This is a genomic window from Sinobacterium caligoides (assembly GCF_003752585.1).
Taxonomy (GTDB): domain Bacteria; phylum Pseudomonadota; class Gammaproteobacteria; order Pseudomonadales; family Sinobacteriaceae; genus Sinobacterium; species Sinobacterium caligoides.
This window is the reverse complement of record NZ_RKHR01000008.1, coordinates 116519-141623: the sequence shown is the minus strand read 5'-3', so window position 1 is coordinate 141623 and position 25105 is coordinate 116519. Positions and strand designations below refer to the sequence as shown.

Here is a 25105-nt window from a genome sequence, read left to right as displayed (position 1 = left end):
GTATGATCTCCTCTTAAAGTTAACGCCACAAACACAGTCCAAGTGTTAGCGAAGTCCAGCCCACGAGCATTTGCAGGTGAATGTACTTTGTTTTGTTATACCTTTGGTTAATCGGCGCCTCCACGATTACCTCCTAAATCATCTGAGTAGTGGTGACGGCCTTTTACCCAGCCCGCTTTGTCTACAAAAACTGAAAATATTGTACAGAATACGACAAGACCAATGCCAATATAAGTAGCATAAGGAAATGGGCTACCTTTGTAGAAGCCACACCAAGCAAGAATTGCAATTCCAGGTAGACCCGTAATTGCACAGATAGAATAAAACAAGTTGCTGCATATAAATGGTGATTCGCTGCCTTTATTCAGGTTAGACAATCAATTTCTCCTAAGAGGTATAACGCCAATATAAGCGGCGGTAAAACCGTCCGTTTGCTTGCCTTGTTAAAAATTTACTCTGGGAAGCCACTGAAATTCTCAGACTGCAAACCTTGTTTGAGCCAACAGGCCTCCTCAGACATAAAGATATTAGCCTGCGGTTGTATATCGGGAAGATTATTTAGTGCTCCTGCAGGTACAATTAAGGAGGTTTTGGTTTTGTTTATGGATGGCACAGAGGATCCACACGCTTTGCAAAAGGACTTAGAGAACTCTCGTGTAGGGTGCTCGTAGTGAGTAACATTGTTTTTACCGCTCAGCCACTCGATGTTATCCGGATCTGTGAATACATTAGCTGCAAATGCAGACCCAGTAAGCTGTTGACATTGCTTGCAATGACAGAGATAAAAGGCCTTAAATCTATCTGCTACGGAGAACTTTACTGTGCCACACAAGCATTCTCCTATTAAATAAGCTTCCATGTGTCTTTGTACTCCTAATTTTAACGCCGCTGTGCCCAGCCTTGTTAGGTTGATTGCTCTTTGTAAATAACATTACCGCCCGTATCGTAAACGCTTTCATACTCTATCAGCGACTCTATAAAGGCGTTGAAGTTGCTGGCAAGCACTTTATAAGTACATCCTTCTGATTCTATGATAATAACCTTTGGTTCTTCACTTGATCTTCGATAGTCTAAGGCCAACCATTCATGACCATCACCTTCAATTAGTACCAATTTCTCAGGCAGCTCCCATTCTTGTGAAAGCCATTCGCTATCAAAGATTGACTGTCCTTCGTTTGGATCTAAACCATGAAAGCTTCCGATCTCATAGAACCCATCGCCAAAGTAATTTTTACTATCGCCGGGTGCTGTCTTCGGTAGTTTGAAAACGTGATTGCTATGAGTGCCTGCGTAGTTTAAATATTGAGCTGGGATCTTGAGGGCGAATTTTTTTTCAAAGAGATCGAGCCTCTCCTCAGGTGAATAAACTCTATAGTTCTCGATTTCCTGAACTTCTCCGCATTCTGGGCAGACAAAGTACGCAGTCCTATCAATAATCTCGGGTTCAGGATATTCTTTCTTGCAGCATTTCATTGGTGCATCTCTATAGCAGAACTAAAACCTAACGCCACCAATAGCGGCAGAGCGTAGCGAAGTTAGCGATGCTGTTTGGCTTTGTTATAGCTGGACCTGCAGTAAGTCCTCACTAACTAGCGCTAAGTCCTGTTGTTAATTATTTGAGAGATACAGTACCTTACAAATAGCCTGATGAAAAGGTACAAGTGGCTGATAGCTCGATGAATTCACAATGATGAGGGGAACGGTTTGCAGTAGACTGATATTACTATTGTTAGAGAGGGGGTTAGCTCTATAGCGTTAAGTTTTACAGCCGCTCTTGGCTGCTTTTTTAAGGAGTTTTTTGCAAAGCAGTAACCAATTAAAGCGGTCGTAAGCGATGATATGTTAAATTTAATAAATATTACGGCGAATCATTTTCAATGGAGAGAGGTGCAAACTCTGCAATGAGCCATTTTCTTCCGTATTCTTTAAAGTTGATTTGTACAGAGTGACTTTCACCATTTTGATGGATTGCCTTAATTACGCCAGTTCCAAACTTTTTATGCTTAACATATTCACCTACAGATACTACTCCCAGTCCCTTAATCTGGGCGGAATCAGTACTTTGAAATAAATATTTCTCAACGTAGAAATATCCGCCTCCTGTTAAAATAGCTAGGAAAATCGCTACCGATAAAGTTATTTTTAACACTTGTTGCCCCATAATATATGTATGAAATTTAACGTCTAAATCCTGGTTGCGTTTTTTTTTGCCCAATGCCTTTACTTATTGCATTCGATCTAATGAATGTCTCGACGATATTAAAATTCGGTTTTTTAGCACTGCTAACTATGATGTCTTTATGCAAAGAATGACAGAAAGCTGCTATGTCAGCTGAAGAGGTCGCCTCTATAAAACTGACACCAGAATGGCCCCCTAAGTGCAGTTCTTGAAAGTAATTCCGCTGAGGCTCGATTAAGCGTAAATGCATTTCAAAGTTACTTCGCTTACGTTTTTTATCGTTTTCCTTTCTAGACTTCAATTTATCAATGCCTAAATGCAGCACAACATATGCATCTGGGAAATCCAAGCTCCCCTTTAGGAAAGCCTCTGAGTAAAAATCCAAAACATCATCGATAGGTTGAAAATTTAAATCATCAAAAATCCAGTTGTACCAAACAGGCTGTAGGTGATCCCCATCTAGGATCGCTACTTTTCCTGACTCAGATTCATTTTTAGCCAACTCCCAACGCTTTACCTGCATCTAGAAATACCAATCATCAGGCTGATTAGATGGCCGATCAAATAACTCCTTTACCTCAGGAATACGCACATATCCATATTCCCTTTCCATAAAATAAGCTGCGGTACTCTTACCGATACCGCTAGCTCCTTCGAGACATATTATGGTCATTCAGCCCCCTTGAAAGTAACGCCAAGCACAACTGCGTAGCTAAATGGCGGGAATTTTAGTACAAAATGCATGACCGTTTGCGGAGTCAGACTGCTGGTTTTTGTTATGCGCTTAGTGCTCATTACCTGCATACACCCACATTGGCTCAGTTTTACCAGCACGCTCAAACCCCAATGCCTTGTAGAAATCAATGGCCTCACCATCTGCGGTTAGCATTTGTTGGTGAAAACCTCCGTAAACAGTTTGCATTAATTCCATCATTTTACGGCCAATGCCTTTCCCATGATACTGAGGATGAACTAACATATGTGGGTAATAAACAACTAGATACCCATCTGAAATAGCATTGCCAATACCAATTAAGCTTCCACCAACCCTTGCCGTAACCAATGAATGTGAGTTACGCAAAGCAGGAATTAATAATTCAGGTTTCTTAGCAGAAGACCAAGAGTTAGCTTTATATAGCTCGATGACTTCTTTATCGTCAATCGAATCGTTTAACCTTATTTCTATGTTCATACTGCTCTCGAATTCATTTTTATATAACGCCAGCTTTTGCGGATGGTTTGGAGCGCAGCGGAAAACCATTCCGACACTTGGGCTTGTTATGGCTAATGACCTCGATACTTAGGTTGTAGGTTTCTGCTATACACATGGTATTTTGGAAACCCTATTTTGATGTCGACCGCCTTCAAATTCAGTGCTTAAGAAGACCGATACTATTTGTTTGGCCTTTTCCAAGCTAACGTAACGTGCGGGAATGGAAATAATATTCGCGTCATTGTGAGCACGAGCAAGCGCAGCGAGTTCTGGCTCCCAAGCCAACGCACAGCGAATGTTTTGATGTTTATTTACAGTCATCGCTACGCCATTTCCACTCCCACAAATTATTATACCTAGATTAAATTTTCCGATTTCAATAGCTTCAGCCACCGGATGCACAAAGTCTGGGTAATCACATGATTCAGAACTAAAAGGACCAAAATCCTCAGATTCGATGCCTTGAGAGTCCAATAGCTCAATGATCACCTTTTTGTATTCAAATCCAGCGTGATCACCGCCTAATGCAATTTTCATTATTTAACCACTCTATTTGATCTAATGATAAAATATATAGCTTACACATAACGCCTTTAGCATTGGCTACAAAATCGACACGTAATTGCGTATGTAATTTAAGTGACGCTTTTGGTAGCCCCTTGCCTAAACTTGTTATGAATACTGGCTTGGCACCAACTTTGTCGCCACTTGTGTTTCTTATGAGCTGCCGTTGTAGTGGATAGCGCCAAAGAAACCCTAGGCTGAAATTGGTTAGCGTTCTCTAAACATGCAGAGTTTATTGAGCCAAACAAAGCACCATTAATATCTGAGGTTACAAATACGAGGCTATCACATCCTTTACACTCATGAAATTGAGCAGATTGTGTGCCTTGCTGATGAATATGATGAAGGCTTTGGTCGGCAATGATAACTTCAAATCTTGTGTCATATTTAGAGACGTACATAGCACCTTTGGATTGGCAGTAGCGACAGACGCACTCTCTAGGTGTCAATTGATAGTCATTTGAGTGCCACTTAATCTTAAAGTTTCCGCAATTGCAACTTCCTTGAATGCTCATACTAAGTACTCATAACGCCCGCTTTTGCGGATGGTTTGAAGCGCAGCAGAAAACGATTCCGACACTTGGGCTTGTTAAATGAAGGCACGGGGAAGTTCCTCAACTTTCTCTAGAATACATAAAGGCGAGGCTTCTGATAACTCCGCGTAATCTCCAAAGCCCCAAAGAACGCCAACTGAACGTAAACCATTTCCATGAGCAGATTTTATATCTACGTATCGGTCACCGACCATAACGGCATCATTATCAATGATCTTGGAATTCAATAACCCTGCTAATTGCGACTTCTTGGTAATACCAACATCCCCACCATTAATAAAGCTAAAATACTCCGATAAACCAAACAGCGACAAAATCTTTTCTGCAAAATCTCTCCGCTTAGAAGTACACACTCCAAGAGTTATATCTGCGCTCTTTAATCTGTTGAGTGCTGCAGGTATACCATCATACAACGTATTCTCAGAGTAACCTATATCAGAATAACGATCTCTATAAGTAGCTATGAACTGACCGACACTAGAAGCGTTAATTCCAGGTGCAAGCTTAAAAAATGTTTCATCGAGAGGAGGCCCAATTTCCTTTGCAATCGCACTCTCCGACACTGCGGGAAAACCATGACTTTGCAATGCATGGTTAAAACATCGCGTGATCCCCAGACTTGGATCGCTTATGGTTCCATCAAGATCTAAAACTAAAGTTGTACACTTGAATTGCATGGTATGCTCTTATCATTTAACGCCCCCATAAGCTGTGAGCAATGCTGGCGCAATTTGTTGCACCTTTTCTTTTGCAACCAGTGTGATAGCGTTGCGAATCTGACTTCATGGGCTTGTTATATTCACGTTACCACCTTTGCATAAGATGTTCTTTCTATTTCAACTACCTCAACAGTTAAAGAGGTAGATTGAATATTAAGACTTTCAAGCTCCGATAATATTGAACGAGACAGCATTGCTCGTTGTTCCAAGTTACGCCCAGATAAAATTTTTGTCGTTACGTGCACAAATGAATTTTTTGTGGAGCCAGACTGATAATAATCAAATCCCATGGTTCTACTTTTTATATCATCATCTTCGAAAAGATTAGATTTTCGGGCTCCTTGATATACTGCATCAATGAGTTTCGCTGGTTCTAAGTTTTTAGAGTGTTCAATAATGCAATGAGGCATAACTAGGCTCCGGTGAATATAACGCCTGCCATAAACCGTGGAGTTTGTTGCTGGGTTTTAGGCTATGATTCGCGAAGCGATTATCCTAAAAATCAGTAATAAACGGAGTCGGATTGCATGGCCTTGTTAGTTTTATTCTATATTAAACAGATAAGCTGTAGGAGAAATATTCTCTGTCCTGAACAAACCCAATTTTTTCATAAAGCGCCTGCGCTGAAAAATTATCTTTTGAAGTGGCTAAATCGACTCTAATAGAATCTGTATCTTTTGCTAATTTTATTGAGCAAGAAATCAGGTTGTTTGCAACTCCTTGTTTACGATAAAGTGGGGCAACAAAAAGATCATTTAGAATAATGACTTTCCCTAAAGATACAGAAGAAAAGGTATGGTAATTTAAAACGAAACCCATTGGTTTATTTTCTGAGCTGTAAGCAATAAACACTGTCGCTTCAGATCTTTCCAATCGCTCTTTTAAATATACTCGATATTTATCTGGTGCAGAGGGTTGCTTATAAAAAACCATGTACTGATCAAACAATACGGCCAAGTCATTTAGCCCCTCGGTTGAAACCTGCTTTATTTTCATAACTACTCCTTAATTAAGTTTTAAATATAAATATACAACTAACGCCGCCAACAGCGGCTGAGCGTAGCGAAGTCCAGCCAGCTTTGCTGGCGATGCTGATTGGCCTTGTTATAGCTGGGCTTGGTAGGTTGTTGCTGCTGATTGTGAAGTAAGTCCATGCTAACTGCCGCTAAGCTGTGTTGTTAATTATTTGAGGGATACAGTACCGTACTAACGGCTGGATTAAAAGTTACAAGCGGCTGATAGCTCAAGGTGTTATAACGATTACCGGGAGTAGTGGGCTTTGGCAGAGAGACTGGTGTGAGTATGATTAGAGAGTGGAGCTTTTAGCGCTATAATAGAGTATTCATTCACCATATTTTTATCTAAATAAGCTTAGTGGTAAGAGTGTGATTGATATTATTGCCAAAATGACGGCGGCAAAGACTTGCCCCCACGCTTGATAGCTTAATTCGGTTATTTCTAACGTTGAGTAATTAGGATTTGATTTATCATAGTATACTTTTACTTTGGAGCCTTTTGGATATTTATTAACAGTTTCGATTGCGACCCTCCAGTTACTTGAAAGGAAGTTCACTCGATGAGAATAATAACTTTTACCGGATAGTACGAAATTATATTGAATGTCGTATTTATATCCACGTCTAGTCTTCAATAACCTTGTATTTTTCACACGAGACTGAAAAATATGGCCGTCTGTTGTCGAGCTGTAATCCCCAGCATAATAGTCAATAAGTCTTGTAGGTGCGCCTGTACTAGCTTCAGAAATAAATAGCCACAATCCTACTACGAAAACAATAAGAAATACGTCGGAGATAGTACGCATCAAACCTTATGCTCAATAAAGCACGGCATATTGGCAGATACTACTCTTAATAATTTCCATGGCATGGGGTCGTTAGGCATCCTCAGCTCTTCCGTGCATATAACGCCGCCAACAGCGGAAAATTTGTCCGACAGCAGCGCCTTGTTAGCTTTTACCTGCATGACTCAACAACCCTTTTATGCGCTATATCCACTGCATACCAGCAAGAACAATCTTCTTTTTCTGGCAGACTATTACTTGAAACGACAAAATGCAGGGTTAACTCTGTATTTGCCGGGTATTGATCTAATTCTATTGTGATGCGGTTTACATCGATGGATACAGGGTAATTATCTAGCGTCACCTTACCTAGGTTAAGCCTTGAAAATAACCATTCGCCATCTTCAGTTCCGATAACAACTAGCTGCCCCTCTCTTTCCCATTCCCATGCATCTAAGCCTTCTCCGGAGCAAGCATCACCTTTTGCTTCATTGTCGCTCCAAGTACAGGAAAACTTTAAATTTTTTATTTGGCTTGGAGATACCAAAGTTAAAAGAACCCCAATACTACCCTCTACCTCCATTCCTTGGGGAAGAATTGGCTTTATTTCAGCGATAGCAATTGACGCATTAGAAATATCTCCATCGGAAGCATGGATCTTAAAGCCAACATTTCCTATTTGAGTTCTAATATTTTCATTGTCTATCTTCAATTAATTCTCCGATCCAGATTGGAAGCTAACGCCCGCATTTGCGGAAGGATTGGAATGGATTGGTTTGTGCGATAATGGCGTAGCGATGCACAAACCAAGCAATGGAAATACTTTCCGGCAACATGCTCTTGTTATGTTTATTATTATAAATACAAGCTATTTTTGGTGGATATGTAGTTAGTTAGTTATATGTCTAACTTGACGAATTTTTCACGATAAGCCTTCAATACATTAATTAGCTCAGGTAAGTCGCCGTTATTAAAGGCGAAATTATAATTTAGATTGAGTATGAATACTAGCCTTTCACCTTCGTGCATATTTGAGCCAACACGCCATTTACCGCCACCCAAACTGATAGATTTTTGGTCAGTTTCACCTTTTGGTAAATTAAATTGATACTCTAGATAGTTAATTAGTTCATCAGCGCTACCTGCAGTTATTGATACTCGCTGAATTCTAGTGCCTGGCTCAGGTTGCCGAGTTAATACCAGAATAGGTTTTTCACCTGTAGCATCCTTTATCTCCGAGTAGACGTCGTAACAACATTTTATCCCACCAGAACCGCTGTAAGATTTAATGCCAGTATTTACGGCTCCATTTTGAAATGATGCATCTTGACGCTTTGTTAAATTATCTTTGTTACTTGCGCAAGCTACAAGAAATATAAAAAGTGATAGAAAAGCGACTTTTAAAAGTGACATATATATACTCTATTTATTTTAGTGAGGTAGATTTACACATAACGCCACCAACACGCGTAGCTTTGTAATGAAGGCGAAGCCGCAATGAAAAAGCTATCGCCGTTCTTGGTTTTGTTATGTGCTTGATCCATTATTCTTATTAAACTTTTCCGTTTGGCGTTTTTGGCGAATTTTATTTTTTAAAGATGATTTTTCCGCCAATAATTCAATGTTGTGCTCGAACACATATTTCTTGAATTCTGGGCTTCCATAATTGTAACCTGACTCACGGACAGTTTGCTTAATAGTCATGTGAATACTATTCGACATTTAAAACACCATTGGCTTTTTTGACTACATAACGCTTAGGTAATGGGCAGCTTTGCTGCGAAGCAGCGCTTAAAGCTGTCCAGCCGCAGGCGCCATTGACCGTTTTGTTATGGCTGAACAACGAACTGCTCATGGCATTCAGTGCAAAGCCAGTTATTATTTTCATGATTATGATAGCCAATTCCATGTTCAGGGTCATCAGACTTATGAAGTTTCCACCAGCATACTTGGCAGTGATCGTGATCCCAGTTGTCAGCATCAGAGGGCCAAGATTCTTTAACCCACTGTTTGGTTTTAGCCCAGGTTACAGGCTCATCGACATCTTCTTTCTTCCATTCACTGCCGTGAATAGTAACGTAAGTATTCGACATTATTTAGGGTCCATAACGCCGCCAACAGCGGCTGAGCGTAGCGAAGTCCAGACAGCTTTGCTGGCGATGCTGATTGGCCTTGTTATAGCTGGGCTTGGTGCACTGTTGCTGATTGTGAAGTAAGTCCATGCTAACTGCCGCTAAGCCGTGTTGTTAATTATTTGAGGGATACAGTACCGTACTAATGGCTGGATGGAAAGTTACAAGTGGCTGATAGTTGAATGGGTTTACGACGATTAGGCAGGTTTGTAGGCGTGGAGCGAGTTCTGATAAGTAAGATTAGAGAGTGGGGCTTTTAGCGCTATAACGCCTAAATAAGCGGCGAAGTGCGTAGCACTTTGTCGCGCTTGATTGCCTTGTTATATCCCGGTGGTTATTCACCTGCGTAACCCTCTTGCCAAAACGATTGGCCTAGCTTGTACTTGTCTATATTGAAGCCTTGGGGGTATTTTTCAAAACCAGAAACTCCTTTTAGTTTTTCAACTACCTTCAATGCTTCTGCCTCGGATTTGTAGATGCCAATAGTCTTAGTGCTTTCTTCACCTTCACTATAAATATGAGTATGTTCTAAAAGGTATACGTACTCCATCATGATCCCTTAGGCATATAACGCCGCAAACACCGGTGGCAAAAGTGGAGCGAAGCGGAACTTTTGACATCGGCGTGCTTTGCCTTGTTAGAGCTTGTGGCTAGATAGTAATGCATTGATGTATTTAACCATTTTTATACCAGGATAATCTAGGTAACACTCACCCTTTGGATTAACACCTCTTTTGTATTTTGGGTATGCTCGACGATAGTAGCAATCCCAGTAGCTATATACACGCTGCCTGGTTTTTTCATAGTGTTCCGGGTTTTCAGATATGTAGGACACCAAATTTTCTTTATTGAGAATTTCTCTTTTTTGATAGATAACCTCAATAATTTCTATGACGTATTCACCAAGAAGCTGAAGGATATAGGGAGCGGTGAATGAATTATTTGATGTTACGAATTCCCTCAAACATCTTTCTCTAACGAAACCATCATGGTGCCTAGAGTATAAACAATAAACCATTTCCTTCTGAGTCAAAGACAGCTTCTTCAGTTTTTCAAGCTGTCTTTCGTCTGTATAAATCCTAGCAGGTATGGACAACATGTTCGTTTCAAAGCTAACTTCAAACGGCTCATATGACTGATGCTTCGAACTAAGATCGATGGTGGCTTCAATTATTTTTATGTCTTCAGCAAGACATGCTGGAAACCTGCTTTCCAACTTCTCGATGTACATACTCGTATGCTCTAACAGCGTATTACACCGCAAGCTGCGGTGTATCACAGTTGCGGTGTAATTCTGGGGTTAATTATTTTAGTTGCCTATAAATTACATGATTAACATAAGCTTATCTACCTTCAATAAAAAGCCTTTCAGAATTACACCGCAACTTGCGCGTATATTAGAACTACACCGCAACATTTATGGGTATTAATATCAGCTAGTTACCCGCCGTCGGCTTATTTTTGGGCTAACTTCTAACGCATTGATGCTGTAGGTGAGGGGTAATTTAGCGGCAATAGTGCCGAAATTACCTTTGCTGATTTGAGCGGCCTGATTTGTTCGTTTTTTAAGCACCTTTTGAAATAATAATCAGGGCGGCATATCGCTCATCGCGATGCGGTGTTATTTTTTTTAACTCGTTGATTATTTTTTTAAGATGAATATTTATAGAGGGTTACCGATAGGAGTTGGATAACAATATAGGCGCACGTTGCGCGTGTATCTTATTCAACGCGCCTATTATATTGGCAGCTGCTCATCTTTATATGCTGCAGCTAGTGCTGGTGTTTCTCGCAGAATCAGCTAAGTATTCTTGTTCGCGCTGCCACCTTCTGACTTTCTCTGACACTATAGAGACTAATTCAAAACGTTAGTGGGACGGTGCCATCATCGAGGGCAATGTGACCCACCACTGTTAATGGGTTGGCTTTGTTGTCGGTGCTGTCGTGGTGATAGATACCCTTGTAAAACTTGGGGGTGACATCGACGCGGCTGTTACACGCATCCCAATCAACTGAGCTCTGCAGATATTGCCCAATCTTCGTTAAACGTCCCAGCGCGAAGGTAGCGACAGGTGGGCGAAGGTCGCTCACCGTGGTTAGAATACTGACAGGTTTTACCTGTGTTGTTGTTCGTGGGCATAGTACACCTCACCTCACCTCACCTCACCTCACCTCACCTCATCTCACCTCAGCTCAGCTCAGCTCAGCTCAGTTTAGTTTTAGTGTCTGTGAATGCGGGCAAGATCAGCTCTCGATCGTTTGTATTGTTATATTGGATTTTTTTTTCATTCCTTTAAAATTAAATGAATGAAAACTAGCGTTTTTTAATTCCGCAACAATATGATGTATACGCCTTTTTTACAGTCTTTCTGCTCGGTTTAGAAGGAAACTAGCCTACACTTTTAAGTGGGCTGATTGATTAGGAGTTAGCCTGATTTTCGACGTATGGAAACGTCGGCTCGCTGAAAATTAACTGGCGACAGGTGGTGCGGTATTGTACTTGTCGCAATAGGTGGTATCCGATGGATTATCGTCCCTATTTACTCTGCTTGAGCTTGGTTATTGCGCCTGGTTATGTCGCCCCCGTCATCGCTGAGAACTGTTCGACATCGTCGAGGGAGGACTCGTTAACCATATTAAGTATCGTGGAGCGTGTCGAACTGACGGCGGCCAATCGGGTGGTGGAGGCGCTGGTTGACACCGGCGCACAGACCACCTCGCTCGATGCACGCAACGTGCGTATCGAGCGGACTAAAACAGCCTTTTATGTCGATTATGAGTTGGTTGACAGAAAGACCGGGCGAGTGAGTCATCATCGCGATGACGTGGTGCGGATGGTGCGCATTATTCGTCATGATGGTAGCCGCTTGCTGCTGCCGGTGGTGAAAATGCATCTGCGTGTTGCCGGCGTCACCCGTTATATTGATGTCTCGTTAATGGATCGGCGCGCCTTTCCCTATGCGATGTTGCTGGGGAGAAACTTCATGGGCGATACGATACTAGTCGGTAATAGGCCGCTAGCTTCGGCGGCCGATACGGCGCCAGCGCAACAGCTTGCCGACAGGAGTTAGTGAGGGCTGGTCGACTCTGTTGGTGTTCAGTGAGAGGAATGGGTCATGATTGAGAGAGTTGACGGTCCATTTGACGAGGTGATGCTAACGATCAAGTCGTGTTCTGGTGCTGGCTTATCGATGCGCTTCCTGTTGCGAGAATTATCAATAGAGTTGCGAGCCATCGCCGAGGAGGGGCGTTGCACGCTGCTGGTGATTAGTCATGAGGGTGACGACTTTAATCACGCGTTGGGGAGTAGCGCCTGGTATTGCCATGCGGGGGCGGCACAAGAGGTTCGTCCGGCCCTATTAATGGATGTGCTGCTGCGTTTAGAGAGTTTTCCGGCGCCAGTTATCCTCTGTGTCGAGGGTGGCTGCTTTGGTATAGCGTTACTGATGGCCAGTAGCTGTGACATGGTGCTAGCCGAACGGGACAGCTTATTCTCCTTGTCAGGCATAGATCAGCTGCCATGGGCGCGACAAATTACCGGCTATATGCAATCTGTGATCGCTGCGGGGGTGCGCTCGCAGGATTTATTTGGCGCGGTTAGGGCGCGGCGCATCGGTCTCGCGACACAGGTGTTTCAAGACGAAGGTAAGCTGACTGCGCTAATGCGCTGTAAGGCGTCACTGTTGGCAGGTCTGTATCCCTAGCTAGGACGGAGACGGTGATGTTATTTTCCGCTTGCGATCAGCTGTAGTTTTTTACTGCGCGAGAGTTTCTTAATGGCCGCTTCTCGTTTGCTTGCTGCTGAGCGGCTGCTGTGTTGCTCACGGTAGACTATCGTCACTGGTGCGCGGCCGTAGAAATATTTTGCGCCCTTGTTGCCTTGTCGCAAGTGGGTCTCGTGATGCTCGTCGAAGCGCCTTTCCGCATCTGTGGAGATACCGGTATAGAGGCTCTGATCGCTACAGCGGATGATATAGACCGTCCAGTCGGCCGCACTGCCCGGGGCTGGAGGTGTTACCGTGTTGGTAAGGCTAGTCGGTTCTGGCCGCTGTTTGCTCATGGGGGGGAATCGCTTGTGTTGACGCTATTGCGGCGTAGTATAAGTCGGGTGGCTGAGATTATAACGAATAACAATAATAAGGTGTCAGTATGAGTAATAGCGCTATCTTATTTACCGTCCTCGCCCTGTTTGCTGAAGCAGCACCAGGCTAGTTGCTGGCTTCTCGTCATCGCTGACAGTAGTGTCGCCTTAGCCTTATGCTAAGTGTTAGATAGACTGTGTCTGTCGCTGACTGCAACGGTGAGCTCTGGCAGCTGAATTGTTGGCAGCGTTCAAAAACCATTCGATCGACATAACCTTCTGTATTTAATGTCTTTGTCACTGTTGTTGGTCGGTTATCCTAATACTTACCCACAGAAATTGGGGACAAGCGCAGCTCGTGTGAGCGTGTCTTGTGTAGCGTGTTGATGGTGTCGAATTGGCGGTGTCGAATGGGTGGTGTCGAATGGGTGGTGTCGAATGGGTGGTGTCGAATTGGCGGTGTCGAATGGGTGGTGTCGAATTGGCGGTGTCGAATTGGCGGTGTCGAATTGGCGGTGTCGAATGGGTGGTGTCGAATGGGTGGTGTCGAATGGGGGGCGTCGAATTGCTCCGGCTGACTCGTTGCCTGCTGTGTGTCGCCGATGTTAATGGTCGCTGTATGGTGGTTGCTGTGAGCTAAGTTGCTGTTCGTTAATCTATTGATAATAAGCTTGTATAAAGGCGACAAATGCAGGCTAAGAGTTGATCAAAAAACAACCAGAATTGATGGGCTGCGCCAGTAGTGGACTTGGGGCAGGAGTCGACCTATTGCACACATGTTTGTCCACAGAATTTGGGGAAAAGATTACAATCGGTAATAATTGGTGGTTCTTGTGCACAACTGTTTGTTCTGGTTAAAAAACAGGCAAATCAGGGTGGGAATAGCTGGAATATGTGAATATAAGATAATAACTGTAAGGTATATCGACGAGAAATAGAGCGAAAAGTTATATCAACTCAGTCAAATGCCCCTGATTTAGAAAAACGGGTCGTTTTTTTCCACAGTTTTTATCAGCATCAAATAGGGGCTGTTTGCGCCCTTCTATAGAAGAAGGAAGCCCCCTTGAGAAACGGGTAGAGAGCGCCTTCTTTTTATTACGTTTATTGGTGACGTGATGAGGTAATTGGCCGACTGTGAAGTTTGGGCTATAATCCGCGCCTTGAATGACGAATCTTATCGGCAGGACGTTGTTCGCCGTTATCGCGATAGCGTTTACGGCCATTCCCGTATGTTTTGCTGTCTACGGCAGTAGCGCCTATAGCGCTACATCGCAGGACAGACCCACTACACTTTAATACCCACCTAGCGGTTTACTCCTCTGTGTGAACAGAGCTCGCGGTTCGCTGTCGGTTGGGTAAGTTGTGGGTAAGATAATTATTATTAATATTTCAAATAGATAGATAGGTAGTTGAGGCGTAAGCATGGCGAAGGTGGTGGTGATATATTCAGGTGGTATGGACTCTTATACCGTACTCAACAAGGCGTTACAGCAGGGCCACGAGGTGTTTGCGTTGTCGTTTAACTACGGCCAGAAACACAGTCGAGAGCTGATCTGTGCCAAGCAGGTCTGCGAGGATCGTGGTGTTACGCACAAGATGAGTGATATCACCGCCATTGCCGATTTGTTGCAGAGCTCATCGTTAGTGAGTAGTGACATAGCGGTGCCGGAGGGACACTACGAGGCTGAGAGTATGAAGTCGACGGTGGTGCCTAATCGCAACATGATCTTGATTTCACTGGCTATTGGCTATGCTGTCGATATCGGTGCGGAGGCAGTCTGGTATGGCGCGCATTCCGGTGATCACACCATATACCCTGACTGCCGTCCTGAGTTTGTCGAGAAGATGAACGAGGTGTCTCGCCTCGCGAATTTCGAGGTGGTCGATGTCTACGCCCCCTACCTCTACAAAAACAAGACCGATATCTTGCGTGATGGTCTGGCGATGGATCTCGACTATGGCGAGACCTGGACCTGTTATAAGGGGCTCGAGAAGGCCTGTGGCCTATGCGGTTCCTGTGTCGAACGTCTCGAGGCCTTCGCGGCATTAGAACGCCGCGACCCGGTCGCTTACGATTAACTTAGTTGTTTGATTTTAAATGAACTTTCGGACTTAAGCACAGGGGCGTTATGGCCGTTTACAGCGTCAAAGAGATGTTTTATACCTTGCAGGGCGAGGGCGCTCAGGCAGGGCGACCTGCCATATTTTGCCGTTTCAGCGGTTGCAACCTATGGACCGGTCGTGAACAGGACCGGGCCAGCGCCGACTGTCGTTTCTGTGACACCGACTTTATTGGCACAGACGGTGTCGATGGTGGTAAGTTCCGCTCGGCCGATGCCCTGGCCGATGCGATCACGGGACTCTGGCCGAGTGCAGAGGTGCCCTGCTTTGTGGTGATTACCGGCGGTGAGCCGGCGCTGCAGCTCGACGAGGCGCTGGTGACTGCGTTGCACCAACGAGGCTGTGTGATTGCCATCGAGACGAACGGCACGCTGCCGTTGCCTGCGGCAATTGACTGGGTCTGTATTAGCCCCAAACAGGGCAACGAGGTGGTACTGCGTGAGTGTGACGAGCTGAAGGTGGTTTATCCACAGCAGGGTATCGACCCTGCCGACTATTTGCACATCCAGGCGCAGCGCTACTATATTTCGCCGGAGAATGACCCCCATGCGGCGGAGCTATCGCTGTTGGGCACGAGCCGCTATCAGGAGGCGATCGACTACTGCCTACAGCATCCGCAGTGGCGCTTAAACTTACAGCAGCATAAGGTGCTGAACATCGCCTAGGCTGATGGCTCTAAGGCCGACAATCATGGATAAAGGGGCGTATCGTGGCGCGTGAGATAGAGCGTAAATACCTAGTGAATAGCAGCTGTTTTAAGGACCTTGCAAGCAGCTCGCAACGCATTGTGCAGGGCTATTTGAGTCGCGTGAAGGAGCGAACCGTTCGCGTGCGTATCAAGGGCGAGCGCGGCTTTCTCACCATCAAGGGCGAGAGCGATGCCGCGGGCCTATCGCGCTATGAGTGGGAGCGTGAATTGCCGCTGCTCGAAGCGGAAGAGCTGTTGAAACTGTGCGAGCCGGGAGTGATAGAGAAGCGCCGCTACCTCGTCAGCTACCGCGAGCAAGTGTTTGAGGTCGATGAGTTCTACGGTGATAACCGTGGGCTGGTGGTGGCTGAGCTGGAGCTCGAGGATGAGCAGCAGCAGGTGCATAAGCCGCAGTGGCTGGGTCGAGAGGTCACCGGTGAGGTACAGTATTACAACGCCAGGCTGATCGAAGCCCCCTATTGCCGCTGGTAAGGCGGCGACTATATCGAGCCCGCGCTGCCGTCGCCTCGCGCAGCCTTATGCGCGAGTTTATTGCTGCGTTGATGACCTTGTCGCCGCAGAGAATTATCCCCAGCTTGCGACGAAGGCCTGTTCTTTTGCCATCTGCTCGATGATCAGCGGCTGCTCGTTGAGGCGCTGTAAATAAGCGTGTAGTTGTGGCCAGCGCTGCTCATCGACTTGATACTGGGCTTGTCCGAGGCTGATGAAAATGCTGGCTAGGCTGATATCGGCGACACTGAGCTGGGCGAATAGCAGACCTGTGGCGGGGGCGACCTGCTCGAGATAGTCGAGTAGTGGTGGCATCTGCTGCTCGATAGCTTTCTGTACACGGGCCTCGTCGGTGGTTTGGCTATACAGCAGTGGTTGCAGCACCCGCTGAAAGTAGATGATATCCAGCGCCACGCTGGCGAGGGCGTCGCCGGCGAAGTTCATTAGCCAGCGAGCCTGCGCCCGCTGTTCTGCCGTCGTTGGTAGCAGCGCGGGGCCGTCGTAGCGGTCGTCGAGATACTCGGCGATAACGCTGGAATCGGCGATAGCGAAGTCGCCGTCGACCAGGGCGGGAATTTTTCGCAGCGGGCTGATCTGTTGAAAGTCTTCGTCGAACTGCCCAGGTATGGCGGTGATGTGCTGATAGTCGAGCTCTTTGACGGCGAGACAGAGCATGGTTTTGCGCACGAAGGGGGAGAGCATGACACCGTGTAATGTGATCATCGATCGGTCCTTTTATCTTTATGTTATTAGTTACTTCACTTTTGCAAGTGAGTTAGGTTGAGCTTATCTAAGTGACTTTCATTATGCAAGTAACTAGGTGAGTGTTATCGTAGTGGGATGAAAAAGACTGAAAACACATCCGTGGCAGGCGATGCCCCCGCGTCATCGAGCAGACGCTCTTCCTGTGCCATAAGCTGCGGCCTCGACCTGCTGGGAGACAAGTGGAGCTTGTTGATTATTCGAGACATGTTTCTCGGCGCGCAGACCTATGGCGAACTACAGGCGAGCAGTGAGGCAATTCCAACCAATATCTTGTCGTCACGTCTGAAGCGCTTACAGGCTTCTGGGCTCGTCACTCGCAGCGCTTACCAACAGCGGCCCGTGCGTTATCACTATCAGTTAACAGAGAAGGGGCGCGATCTTGGGCCGTTATTGATTGAGTTGATACGTTGGTCGGATAAGCATATTGCAGGGGTACATATCGATGAGCGTGTGCGTGGCTATCTGCGCTGAGTTGATTCGGGGCTGAGCTGATTCTGGGCTGGCGGCGGGTCGGCAGCCCAGCTTGTGATACTCGAGTTAGTCCGCTTCACACTGGCTGATGAGCGCAATGAGTGATTCTTCGGCTTCGACGATGAGGGGCTCGTCACAGCGCAGGTACTCCTCGCTGATCTTATCGAGTTTACGCTTGAAGAAGCCGTCGCTGCCATCACTGGCGAGAAACTTCTTATACAGTTTATCTTCGTCTAGACAGAGGTTGATGACGCGCTCGAGGAACAGGCCGGTGTTGTCGGCCTCGACCGCCTCGAGGGCCTGGGCGACCTCCACCAAATACACCCCGTTGGAGTTGTAGACGAATTGTGCGAAGCCGCCTTCTTGTACGTCGTAACAGAACAGTGCCAGCAGCGTGTAGAGGTTGCAGGGGTTGTCGAGGTCGTCGAGAATGCTGGCGGTGAGGCCGGCTTCGCGTTCACTGAGACACTTATCGATGAGTTTTGTTTGGAGATCCATGGCATCCTCGGGCAGGCTGTGCGTGGTAGGCGGTTGCTTGATTGGCTGACATTGTATCATTATCAGCGAGAGCAGATGATGATCTGCTTGACGCTAGGGGGGCAATCTCAGCGAGGAGGCTATGGTAGTCTTCATGACAGCCAACAAAAAATTTAGGAGAAAGCTATGGCGGGAGCAAGCCTGTTAACCCTGCTCGATGATATTGCAACACTACTCGATGACGTCGCGGTGATGACCAAGGTCGCCGCAACCAAGACCGCGGGGGTGCTGGGCGACGACTTGGCGCTGAATGCGCAACAGGTCTCCGGTGTGCGGGCTGACCGTGAGTTACCGGTGGTCTGGGCGGTGGCCAAGGGTTCGTTAAAGAATAAGGCGCTGCTGGTGCCGGCGGCGCTGCTGATCAGTGCGTTTATTCCCTGGTTGATTACGCCGATGCTGATGTTAGGCGGGCTCTTTCTGTGCTTCGAAGGTTTCGAAAAGGTGTTCGAGAAACTGTTCCATCACAGTAATGAGGGGAGCCAGCAACGCCTTGAGGCGCTGGTTAAGGAAGATGTCGACATCGCCGCTTTCGAGAAGCAGCGGGTGAGCGGCGCGATTCGCACGGACTTTGTGCTCTCGGCAGAGATTATTGTGATTGCCTTGGGGGTGGTGCAGGCCGCGTCACTGCCGACTCAATTAGGTGTATTGTCGGCGATCGCGCTACTGATCACCGCCGGCGTCTACGGTTTGGTTGCGGCCATCGTCAAGATCGATGACTTGGGCTTTTACTTGGTGAAGGTGTCACAGCTGGGTTCGTTGAAGCAACGTTGCGGCGCGTTCTTGGTTGCCTCGGCACCATATCTCATGCGCGGCTTGACGATTGTCGGCACTGTCGCGATGTTTTTGGTCGGCGGCGGTATCATCCTACACGGTATTCCGGGTTCGCATGCCCTGCTCGAACATAGCGTCGCCTGGGTCGCATCGTGGCCGACTATTGGCGGTGTTGCCGCCGTGGTGGCGCCGCCTGTACTGAGCGGTTTGTTAGGCGTGGTTTGTGGGGGCGTCGTATTGTTGGCGGTGACGGCGGCCAAGGCATTAAAAGGCGGAGCTGAATAACAGTTTAGGTGTTATGGCTAGTATTGAGGCTTGTTAGATAAGTATAATTATCAATCTTTTTTGGTATAACTGCGAATATTCTTATTACAGATAAAGGGCATAATAGTGGGCGTACACACAGAGTGTGTCCTCCACATCCAAGGTCTTTTTAAAACCGTTCAGTCGCCCCCGGCTGAACGGTTTTTTTTTGCCTAGCGCTGGGCTATTAACACTGAAAAATAAGTATAAATAGCACTTCTTTCGGTATAACTGCGAATAGTTTCGCCGTCGATAAAGGGCATAATAGCAGGCGTACACACAGAGTGTGTCCTCCACATCCAAGGTCTTTTTAAAACCGTTCAGTCTCCCCCGGCTGAACGGTTTTTTTTTGTGCTGTGTTTATTGTTGAATATTCGCGAATAGGTATATGTGGCAATAGCTTCAGTATAACTGCGAATAGTATCTCGATGGCCGATTGGCATAATAGAAGGCGTACACACAGTGTGTGTCCTCCACATCCAAGGTCTTTTAAAACCGTTTAATCCCCCCAGATTAAGCGGTTTTTTTTCGTCCGTCGGTTAGCCAACGGAGTAAATCTCGATACACATCACGGTAATTGATCTCGTTGAATAACTCGTGCCGGGCATTGGCGTAGAGCTGAACGTCGACGGGATTGCCGTGCTGACGCCAGAGTGTAGCTAACTTACTGACACCGACGCCCATGCCGCCGACGGGGTCCTGCTTACCGGAGAGAATATAGAGCGCTAACCGTTGGTCGACGGCGGCGATGCCTCGGGCGTTAATGGTGAGCAGGCCACGACAGAAGCTCTGCCAGAAGCCGATGCTGCAGTCGAAACCACAGAGCTCGTCGTCGAGGTAGCGGTCGACCTGTTCCGGGTCACGGCTCAGCCAGTCGTAGTCGGTGCGCTGGCCGTTGACCTGCTTGTTGAAGTGACCGAAGGAGAGTTTAGCGATCAGCTTGCTGCTTTGGGCCGGGCTGAGCCGCCATTGTTCGAGCCGAGTGATGGCCTGTAGCGCTTTAACTTCCATGGGCTTTGGCAGGTTAGAGCCCGAGAGTATGAGGCCGTCGTAGAACGCCGGTTGCGAGGATTGCACCTGTTTGCGCATGACACAATGTTGGGCCATGAACGAGCCCATGCTGTGGCCGAGTAGCAGTAGCGGTAGCCCATCAAAGCGTTGTCGACAGTGTTCGGAGACGGCGATGGCGTCATCGACTAGGCAGGACCAGCTGTCGGCTTCGCCGGTAAAGCGTTGGCAGTGCCCGAGCTGCTCCGCCTCGGGGCCGTGGCCACGATGGTTATGGGCGACGACATGCCAGCCATGCAGGGTTAAAAATTCGGCGAGACGCTGGTAGCGGCCGCAGTGCTCGGCGATGCCGTGTAATAGCTGGATGACGCCGATTGGCTGGTCTTGGCTGGGCCAGTGATGGACGGCAATGCTAGCGCCGCTGGGACGTGTCAGGGTGTCGATGCTGGGCTGGCTCATAATACGCTCATGTCGATGATAGTGTGGGTGGATGGCGTTGCGTGTAAAAAATATTTATAGCCTTCACAACGATTAAAAGCCAGCACCGATGTTCATATGCCGTTGTTATTTAACGGAGCAGGTCTCACCAGTGTGGGCGAGGGGGGGCTCCTTGGCGTGTCGGCGGTGCTCTCTATGGTCATGCATGGCTAACGCTACTGCGCGTTATCGTGTTGAATATCGAGCTCGATCAGTCGACGCAGCTTGTTGATCTCTTCGCTAGACAGTTCGCCGCGCTGCGCCAACAGCGCGATGACGGTGGTGTGGTCGAGCTTGAGCACGCGCTCGGCAAAGTAACGGACTCGCTTGGCTAGGCCGGTCGGGCGATCAATCATTGCGCGGTAGAGGAAGACGCCGTGGAAGTTATCTCGGCTCAGCAACCCCTTTTTAGTTAATCTATCCATCACCGTCTTGGTGGTGGAGTAGGCCCAGTCATTGTCGAGTTGATCGTGCACCTCGCGAATACTCTGCTGACCGTGCTGCCACAGCACCTGAAAAATGTCGTGCTCGGCGCGAGAAAGATCCGGTAGTTGATGTAACTGCATAACTCCCACTGTTTGACGGTCGGGGTGATTTTTATTGTTAGAATAACGGCGTCTATCGACCACAGAAGCGTTTAAATAATAAACGATTCGTTAGCCAAGTCTAGTGTCTAGAATGATTTAGCCGTTGTTAGATCGCCAGTTCTTGTTGGCTGGCAGGCTTGTCCGTCGCTAGCCTCGCACCGTGGTTCCGGGTTGACCAGTGAGGTGGTATATTTGTCTGCCAATAACGGCCGCGCCGCCCACTATGATAGGCAATGAAACATGTTGAAAGCCCTGTTACTCGACCTCGATGAGACACTTTGCGATACCACAGGAGCCAATCGTCAGGCGTTGGCGGCGATGGCCGAGCGTGCTTGTGATCAGTTCGTCTCGCTCGACGCTGCACTTTTCTCGCAGCGCTATCTCAGCGGCATCTACCGTGACTTCGACGCGGCGCAGAGCGTCCGTTATCTGCCGGTGGTGGATGAGGCGGCGTTCCGCGTGCGCTTGATCCGCGACCTGTTGGACGAGCAGGGGGGGGCTTGTGCGGAGGCAGAGGCAGAGGGGCTGCAGCGTTGTTTTGATGAGGCGCGCCAGGCGTGTTTCAACTTTTTCCCGGGTATCAAGGCGAAATTGATTGAGTGGCGTCAGCGTTACACGTTAGTGGTGATCACCAACGGCCCCGAGTTCTCCCAGCTCGCCAAGGTGGCGGCGGTGAGTCTCGGCGACTATGTCGACCATATCATCATCGGAGGCCAGGAGCCGGAGCAGAAGCCGGCGCCGAGCATTTTCGCCAAGGCGCTGCGTCTGGCCAACTGCTCGGCTGACGAGGCGATACATATCGGCGACTCGTTGGCGGCGGACATCCAGGGGGCCAACGACAGCGGTATTCGCTCGTTGTGGGTCAGTCACGGTACCGGCAACGATAGCGGTGTGATGCCAAGCGATGTGGTGGCGTCGCCAGCGGAGCTGATCGCCTTTGTCGATGCCTTGGCCGAGCAGTAGTTTGCCAGGTGAGCCTATCGGGCGAGATTGCCGGCTGAGCTAAGACGAGGGTCTGTTTGCTGTTACGATTGTTTCATCGCGACGCCGCTATCTGTTAAAATTCACTCTACAACACATCAGCCGTTCGAGAGATAACCCCCTCATGGCTGGCGATGTGGTCTTGCACTCACTTACGAGAACAACTTTGTCCCAATCCAGCCCTTTTTTCGACGTCATCGTGATCGGTGGCGGTGCCTCTGGCCTGATGTGTGCCATGACTGCTGGCCGACGTGGCCGTAGCGTTTTAGTGATCGATGCCAGCAATAAGGTGGGCAAGAAGATTCTGATGTCCGGCGGTGGTCGTTGTAACTTCACCAACATGGAGGTGACACCGGAGCACTATATCTGTGCCAACCCCCACTTCGTCAAGTCGGCGCTGACCCGCTACAGTAACTGGGACTTTATCGGCATGGTGCTCGAGCACGGTATTGCCTACCACGAGCGCAAGCACGGGCAGTTGTTCTGTGATGACTCGGCGAAAGACATCTTGACGATGCTGTTGCAGGAGTGCGAGCAGGCCGGTGTGAAAGTGACGACACATTGCAAAACGACGCAGGTGAGGCCTCCGGGTAAGGAGGGCGAATACTATCGCCTATCGACGAGTCAGGGCGAGCTGCGCTGCGCGTCGCTGGTCATTGCCACCGGTAGCCTGTCGATACCGACGATGGGGGCGACGGGCTTCGGGCACGACATTGCTCGGCAGTTTGCCATTAACGTGTTGCCGCTGCGGGCAGGGCTGGTGCCCTTTACCTTTAGTGATGGCTTTAAGGCGATCACTGAGCGTCTCTCAGGGCTGGCGCTGGATGGCACTCTCAGCTGTGGTCGTCACAGCTTCAGCGAGGCGATTCTCTTTACCCACCGAGGTCTCAGTGGCCCGGCAGTGTTGCAGCTCTCCAACTACTGGCAGCCAGGTGACGAGATCTGTCTGGATCTATTGCCCTCGCTGGATATGGGCGAATGGCTGAAGGCGCAGAAGAGTCGCAGCCCGAAGAGCCTCGTGCGGACACTCGTGGGCCAGCATTTGGCGAAGGCGCTGGTGGTCGAGCTACAGCAGTTGTTCTGGCCGGCACAGAGTGAGACGGCCATTGCCGAAGCCACCGATAGCCAGTTGCAGCAGATCGGTGACCATATTAACGGTTGGGTCTTGAAACCTTCGGGGACAGAAGGTTATCGCACCGCCGAGGTGACGCTGGGCGGTGTCGATACCGATCAGATCTCCTCGAAGACTTTTGAGGCTAAAGGGCAACCGGGCCTCTACTTCATTGGTGAGGTGTTAGATGTCTCGGGTCATCTCGGCGGCTTTAATTTTCAGTGGGCGTGGTCGTCGGGTTTCGCCGCAGGGCAGTACGTTTAATCGATCGCAGGGCTGGCTTGCTGGTTTCTCGCTATGGTTTTTATTCGCTGAGTTTTGTAACGGAACAGCATTCATTAATTGCGAGCATAAAATCATCCTCGATCAAAAGAGAAGTTTTACTTTATGTTTGTAAACGCTTGTTTAATGGCTCCGCCGTCGATTGAGTAATGTCGATAATACTTAAATGAAAAAAATATTATCGTTGTTTGCTGTTATTTGACGGTTGATTGTTGCTATTAATATGACATTTAAATAAGCGATTATCGCTCTTTTTTTAAGTTAATACCTATTGTTTTCTATTAAATGTTGATAAAAATATCGACAGAAAATATATTACTATCAGCTTTTTTTATCATCTAATTCGTTAATAATAATGCGATATGTACAAGTTTGTTTTTCTTAATTCGACGAATTAAAGCTTGCGCTATAGGTTATTGAAAAGCAGGAAATTATTATTCCTGGTCAATTTTTCACCAGATTTAAACTGAAAAAAATTGACAGTTCTGCCTGCCTGCAAGTAGTTTTCGGCACAGAAAAATCGATCATATTTTATCGATGAGAAAATTATTTGATACAGTAGGTATGCCATGAATATTTCAGCTCCCCAAAAACTCTGCCTTACCGGCATCATCCTTGTAAGCGCTAGCCTTGGCTTAACTGGTTGTAATGACGAGGCTTCTAAAGCGAAGTTTGCTGAAGTGACCGGTGTAGAAGCTGTCACCGAGACCGTGAAGACCCCCCATGAAGTCTGTAAAGATGTTGCTGTCACCGAGCACGCAGCGGTTAAAGACACTCATCAAATTGCCGGTACCGCCATCGGTGCCGCCGTCGGTGGTTTAATCGGTCACCAAGTGGGCGGTGGCCATGGTAAGGATGCAGCGACGGCTGTCGGTGCGATTGCCGGTGGCTATGCGGGCAATAAGACGCAGAAAAACATGCAGGACAAAGACACCACCACGACCTACAAAAAGCAGTGTACAACGGTTAACGAAGAGCATGAAGAAACGGTCGGTTACGACGTCTCTTATACCATTGGTGATGAGACTGGCGTTGTCCGCATGAAGCAGAAGCCACAGGTGAGCCGCCTGCCCGTTGAAAACGGTAAGGTTGTGTTAGCAGAATAATCAACTTATTGATTTTAAATCACAACTGCTTTTATAGCCTGTTGTGATCTGTTGGTTTTGATGGCGCCGAGCTTATTGATGTAAGCTCGGCGTTATAGTGTTTACCGATGGCCTGTTTGCAGCCAATAAGCGTGGATGCGAGCT

The 25105-nt window shown here is 47.5% G+C and carries 38 protein-coding genes; 12 read left to right on the top strand and 26 right to left on the bottom strand.

Features of this window, described 5'->3' with window-relative positions:
• Positions 1–107: 107 nt before the first annotated feature.
• The 21 genes from EDC56_RS19515 to EDC56_RS18015 all read right to left on the bottom strand — a co-directional run bounded on the left by EDC56_RS19515 (position 108) and on the right by EDC56_RS18015 (position 11253).
• Complete coding sequence (locus EDC56_RS19515) at positions 108–377, bottom strand: hypothetical protein (RefSeq protein ID WP_148059458.1); 270 nt, start codon at positions 375–377, stop codon at positions 108–110.
• Positions 378–451: 74 nt separating this feature from the next.
• Positions 452–859: a GFA family protein gene (locus EDC56_RS20140; RefSeq protein ID WP_123714000.1), complete on the bottom strand. Its 408-nt coding sequence runs from the start codon at positions 857–859 to the stop codon at positions 452–454.
• A gap of 44 nt (positions 860–903) precedes the next feature.
• Positions 904–1473 (bottom strand): SMI1/KNR4 family protein, encoded by a 570-nt coding sequence (locus tag EDC56_RS18090; RefSeq protein ID WP_123713999.1) that lies wholly within the window; start codon positions 1471–1473, stop codon positions 904–906.
• 385 nt (positions 1474–1858) lie between these two features.
• Entirely contained in the window at positions 1859–2215 is a 357-nt protein-coding gene (locus EDC56_RS18085; protein ID WP_148059457.1) for a hypothetical protein, read from the bottom strand.
• Positions 2178–2681 (bottom strand): hypothetical protein, encoded by a 504-nt coding sequence (locus EDC56_RS18080; RefSeq protein WP_148059456.1) that lies wholly within the window; start codon positions 2679–2681, stop codon positions 2178–2180. Before EDC56_RS18080 ends, EDC56_RS18085 begins: the two co-directional genes overlap by 38 nt.
• Before the next feature lie 21 nt (positions 2682–2702).
• Complete coding sequence (locus EDC56_RS19510) at positions 2703–2852, bottom strand: ATP-binding protein (protein WP_148059455.1); 150 nt, start codon at positions 2850–2852, stop codon at positions 2703–2705.
• Positions 2853–2963: 111 nt separating this feature from the next.
• A complete protein-coding gene (locus tag EDC56_RS18075) occupies positions 2964–3371 on the bottom strand; it encodes a GNAT family N-acetyltransferase (protein ID WP_123714020.1) in 408 nt (135 codons plus the stop codon).
• Between the two features lie 126 nt (positions 3372–3497).
• Positions 3498–3929, bottom strand: a complete 432-nt coding sequence (rpiB, locus tag EDC56_RS18070) for a ribose 5-phosphate isomerase B (protein ID WP_123713996.1) — start codon at positions 3927–3929, stop codon at positions 3498–3500.
• A gap of 98 nt (positions 3930–4027) precedes the next feature.
• Positions 4028–4471, bottom strand: coding sequence for a GFA family protein (locus tag EDC56_RS20160; RefSeq protein WP_123713995.1), 444 nt, complete (start codon positions 4469–4471; stop codon positions 4028–4030).
• Between the two features lie 74 nt (positions 4472–4545).
• Positions 4546–5187 carry an HAD hydrolase-like protein gene (locus EDC56_RS18060; RefSeq protein ID WP_123713994.1) on the bottom strand — a complete coding sequence of 214 codons (642 nt, stop codon included), beginning with the start codon at positions 5185–5187 and terminating at the stop codon, positions 4546–4548.
• Between the two features lie 122 nt (positions 5188–5309).
• Positions 5310–5639, bottom strand: a complete 330-nt coding sequence (locus EDC56_RS18055) for a 5-carboxymethyl-2-hydroxymuconate Delta-isomerase (RefSeq protein WP_123713993.1) — start codon at positions 5637–5639, stop codon at positions 5310–5312.
• Between the two features lie 142 nt (positions 5640–5781).
• The gene (locus tag EDC56_RS18050) at positions 5782–6225 is read right to left on the bottom strand and encodes a GNAT family N-acetyltransferase (protein WP_123713992.1); all 444 of its coding nucleotides are present in this window, start codon (positions 6223–6225) and stop codon (positions 5782–5784) included.
• 361 nt (positions 6226–6586) lie between these two features.
• Entirely contained in the window at positions 6587–7051 is a 465-nt protein-coding gene (locus EDC56_RS18045) for a DUF3592 domain-containing protein (RefSeq protein ID WP_123713991.1), read from the bottom strand.
• A gap of 151 nt (positions 7052–7202) precedes the next feature.
• Positions 7203–7742 (bottom strand): hypothetical protein, encoded by a 540-nt coding sequence (locus EDC56_RS18040; protein ID WP_123713990.1) that lies wholly within the window; start codon positions 7740–7742, stop codon positions 7203–7205.
• A 185-nt stretch (positions 7743–7927) separates the two neighbouring features.
• On the bottom strand, positions 7928–8443 hold the full coding sequence (locus EDC56_RS18035) for a hypothetical protein (RefSeq protein WP_123713989.1): 516 nt from the start codon (positions 8441–8443) through the stop codon (positions 7928–7930).
• A 114-nt stretch (positions 8444–8557) separates the two neighbouring features.
• Entirely contained in the window at positions 8558–8752 is a 195-nt protein-coding gene (locus EDC56_RS19505; protein ID WP_148059453.1) for a hypothetical protein, read from the bottom strand.
• A gap of 107 nt (positions 8753–8859) precedes the next feature.
• On the bottom strand, positions 8860–9123 hold the full coding sequence (locus tag EDC56_RS19500; protein WP_148059452.1) for a hypothetical protein: 264 nt from the start codon (positions 9121–9123) through the stop codon (positions 8860–8862).
• A gap of 3 nt (positions 9124–9126) precedes the next feature.
• On the bottom strand, positions 9127–9252 hold the full coding sequence (locus EDC56_RS20010) for a hypothetical protein (RefSeq protein WP_281273379.1): 126 nt from the start codon (positions 9250–9252) through the stop codon (positions 9127–9129).
• A gap of 244 nt (positions 9253–9496) precedes the next feature.
• A complete protein-coding gene (locus EDC56_RS18025) occupies positions 9497–9715 on the bottom strand; it encodes a DUF7336 domain-containing protein (protein ID WP_123713987.1) in 219 nt (72 codons plus the stop codon).
• Between the two features lie 84 nt (positions 9716–9799).
• Positions 9800–10393, bottom strand: a complete 594-nt coding sequence (locus tag EDC56_RS18020; RefSeq protein ID WP_123713986.1) for a hypothetical protein — start codon at positions 10391–10393, stop codon at positions 9800–9802.
• Between the two features lie 629 nt (positions 10394–11022).
• Complete coding sequence (locus tag EDC56_RS18015) at positions 11023–11253, bottom strand: hypothetical protein (RefSeq protein WP_123713985.1); 231 nt, start codon at positions 11251–11253, stop codon at positions 11023–11025.
• Between the two features lie 431 nt (positions 11254–11684).
• Between EDC56_RS18015 and EDC56_RS18010 the strand changes: the two genes are divergently transcribed.
• Both EDC56_RS18010 and EDC56_RS18005 read left to right on the top strand, forming a co-directional pair.
• On the top strand, positions 11685–12233 hold the full coding sequence (locus EDC56_RS18010) for a putative ATP-dependent zinc protease (protein WP_123713984.1): 549 nt from the start codon (positions 11685–11687) through the stop codon (positions 12231–12233).
• Positions 12234–12278: 45 nt separating this feature from the next.
• Positions 12279–12866 (top strand): Clp protease/crotonase-like domain-containing protein, encoded by a 588-nt coding sequence (locus tag EDC56_RS18005; protein ID WP_123713983.1) that lies wholly within the window; start codon positions 12279–12281, stop codon positions 12864–12866.
• A 20-nt stretch (positions 12867–12886) separates the two neighbouring features.
• On the opposite strand, the gene EDC56_RS18000 is transcribed toward EDC56_RS18005, so the two are convergent.
• Positions 12887–13222, bottom strand: a complete 336-nt coding sequence (locus tag EDC56_RS18000; protein ID WP_123713982.1) for a GIY-YIG nuclease family protein — start codon at positions 13220–13222, stop codon at positions 12887–12889.
• A gap of 445 nt (positions 13223–13667) precedes the next feature.
• Between EDC56_RS18000 and EDC56_RS19495 the strand changes: the two genes are divergently transcribed.
• From EDC56_RS19495 to EDC56_RS17980, 4 genes are all read left to right on the top strand, one after another.
• Complete coding sequence (locus EDC56_RS19495) at positions 13668–13883, top strand: hypothetical protein (protein WP_148059451.1); 216 nt, start codon at positions 13668–13670, stop codon at positions 13881–13883.
• A gap of 782 nt (positions 13884–14665) precedes the next feature.
• The gene (gene queC, locus EDC56_RS17990; protein ID WP_123713980.1) at positions 14666–15322 is read left to right on the top strand and encodes a 7-cyano-7-deazaguanine synthase QueC; all 657 of its coding nucleotides are present in this window, start codon (positions 14666–14668) and stop codon (positions 15320–15322) included.
• 50 nt (positions 15323–15372) lie between these two features.
• Entirely contained in the window at positions 15373–16029 is a 657-nt protein-coding gene (gene queE / locus EDC56_RS17985; protein WP_123713979.1) for a 7-carboxy-7-deazaguanine synthase, read from the top strand.
• 44 nt (positions 16030–16073) lie between these two features.
• Positions 16074–16544 carry a CYTH domain-containing protein gene (locus tag EDC56_RS17980; protein ID WP_123713978.1) on the top strand — a complete coding sequence of 157 codons (471 nt, stop codon included), beginning with the start codon at positions 16074–16076 and terminating at the stop codon, positions 16542–16544.
• Positions 16545–16637: 93 nt separating this feature from the next.
• Here EDC56_RS17980 and EDC56_RS17975 read toward each other — a convergent pair whose 3' ends face one another.
• The gene (locus EDC56_RS17975; protein ID WP_123713977.1) at positions 16638–17285 is read right to left on the bottom strand and encodes a glutathione S-transferase family protein; all 648 of its coding nucleotides are present in this window, start codon (positions 17283–17285) and stop codon (positions 16638–16640) included.
• Positions 17286–17402: 117 nt separating this feature from the next.
• Here EDC56_RS17975 and EDC56_RS17970 point away from each other — a divergent pair, with 117 nt between their 5' ends.
• Positions 17403–17798 (top strand): winged helix-turn-helix transcriptional regulator, encoded by a 396-nt coding sequence (locus EDC56_RS17970; RefSeq protein ID WP_123713976.1) that lies wholly within the window; start codon positions 17403–17405, stop codon positions 17796–17798.
• A 66-nt stretch (positions 17799–17864) separates the two neighbouring features.
• Here EDC56_RS17970 and EDC56_RS17965 read toward each other — a convergent pair whose 3' ends face one another.
• A complete protein-coding gene (locus EDC56_RS17965) occupies positions 17865–18296 on the bottom strand; it encodes a DMP19 family protein (protein WP_162844239.1) in 432 nt (143 codons plus the stop codon).
• Between EDC56_RS17965 and EDC56_RS19700 the strand changes: the two genes are divergently transcribed.
• Together EDC56_RS19700 and EDC56_RS17960 are read left to right on the top strand one after the other, a co-directional pair.
• A complete protein-coding gene (locus tag EDC56_RS19700) occupies positions 18285–18452 on the top strand; it encodes a hypothetical protein (protein WP_162844238.1) in 168 nt (55 codons plus the stop codon). The two genes, EDC56_RS17965 and EDC56_RS19700, sit on opposite strands and share 12 nt — an antisense overlap.
• Before the next feature lie 9 nt (positions 18453–18461).
• Positions 18462–19391 carry a DUF808 domain-containing protein gene (locus EDC56_RS17960; RefSeq protein ID WP_123713974.1) on the top strand — a complete coding sequence of 310 codons (930 nt, stop codon included), beginning with the start codon at positions 18462–18464 and terminating at the stop codon, positions 19389–19391.
• Between the two features lie 531 nt (positions 19392–19922).
• On the opposite strand, the gene EDC56_RS17955 is transcribed toward EDC56_RS17960, so the two are convergent.
• Entirely contained in the window at positions 19923–20876 is a 954-nt protein-coding gene (locus EDC56_RS17955; RefSeq protein WP_123713973.1) for an alpha/beta fold hydrolase, read from the bottom strand.
• A gap of 194 nt (positions 20877–21070) precedes the next feature.
• Positions 21071–21460, bottom strand: a complete 390-nt coding sequence (locus EDC56_RS17950; protein ID WP_123713972.1) for a BlaI/MecI/CopY family transcriptional regulator — start codon at positions 21458–21460, stop codon at positions 21071–21073.
• Positions 21461–21721: 261 nt separating this feature from the next.
• Between EDC56_RS17950 and EDC56_RS17945 the strand changes: the two genes are divergently transcribed.
• From EDC56_RS17945 to EDC56_RS17935, 3 genes are all read left to right on the top strand, one after another.
• Positions 21722–22444: an HAD family hydrolase gene (locus EDC56_RS17945; protein ID WP_123713971.1), complete on the top strand. Its 723-nt coding sequence runs from the start codon at positions 21722–21724 to the stop codon at positions 22442–22444.
• Positions 22445–22628: 184 nt separating this feature from the next.
• Positions 22629–23837, top strand: a complete 1209-nt coding sequence (locus EDC56_RS17940; RefSeq protein ID WP_281273378.1) for a BaiN/RdsA family NAD(P)/FAD-dependent oxidoreductase — start codon at positions 22629–22631, stop codon at positions 23835–23837.
• A 587-nt stretch (positions 23838–24424) separates the two neighbouring features.
• Positions 24425–24961 (top strand): glycine zipper 2TM domain-containing protein, encoded by a 537-nt coding sequence (locus EDC56_RS17935; RefSeq protein ID WP_123713969.1) that lies wholly within the window; start codon positions 24425–24427, stop codon positions 24959–24961.
• Positions 24962–25105 lie beyond the last annotated feature (144 nt).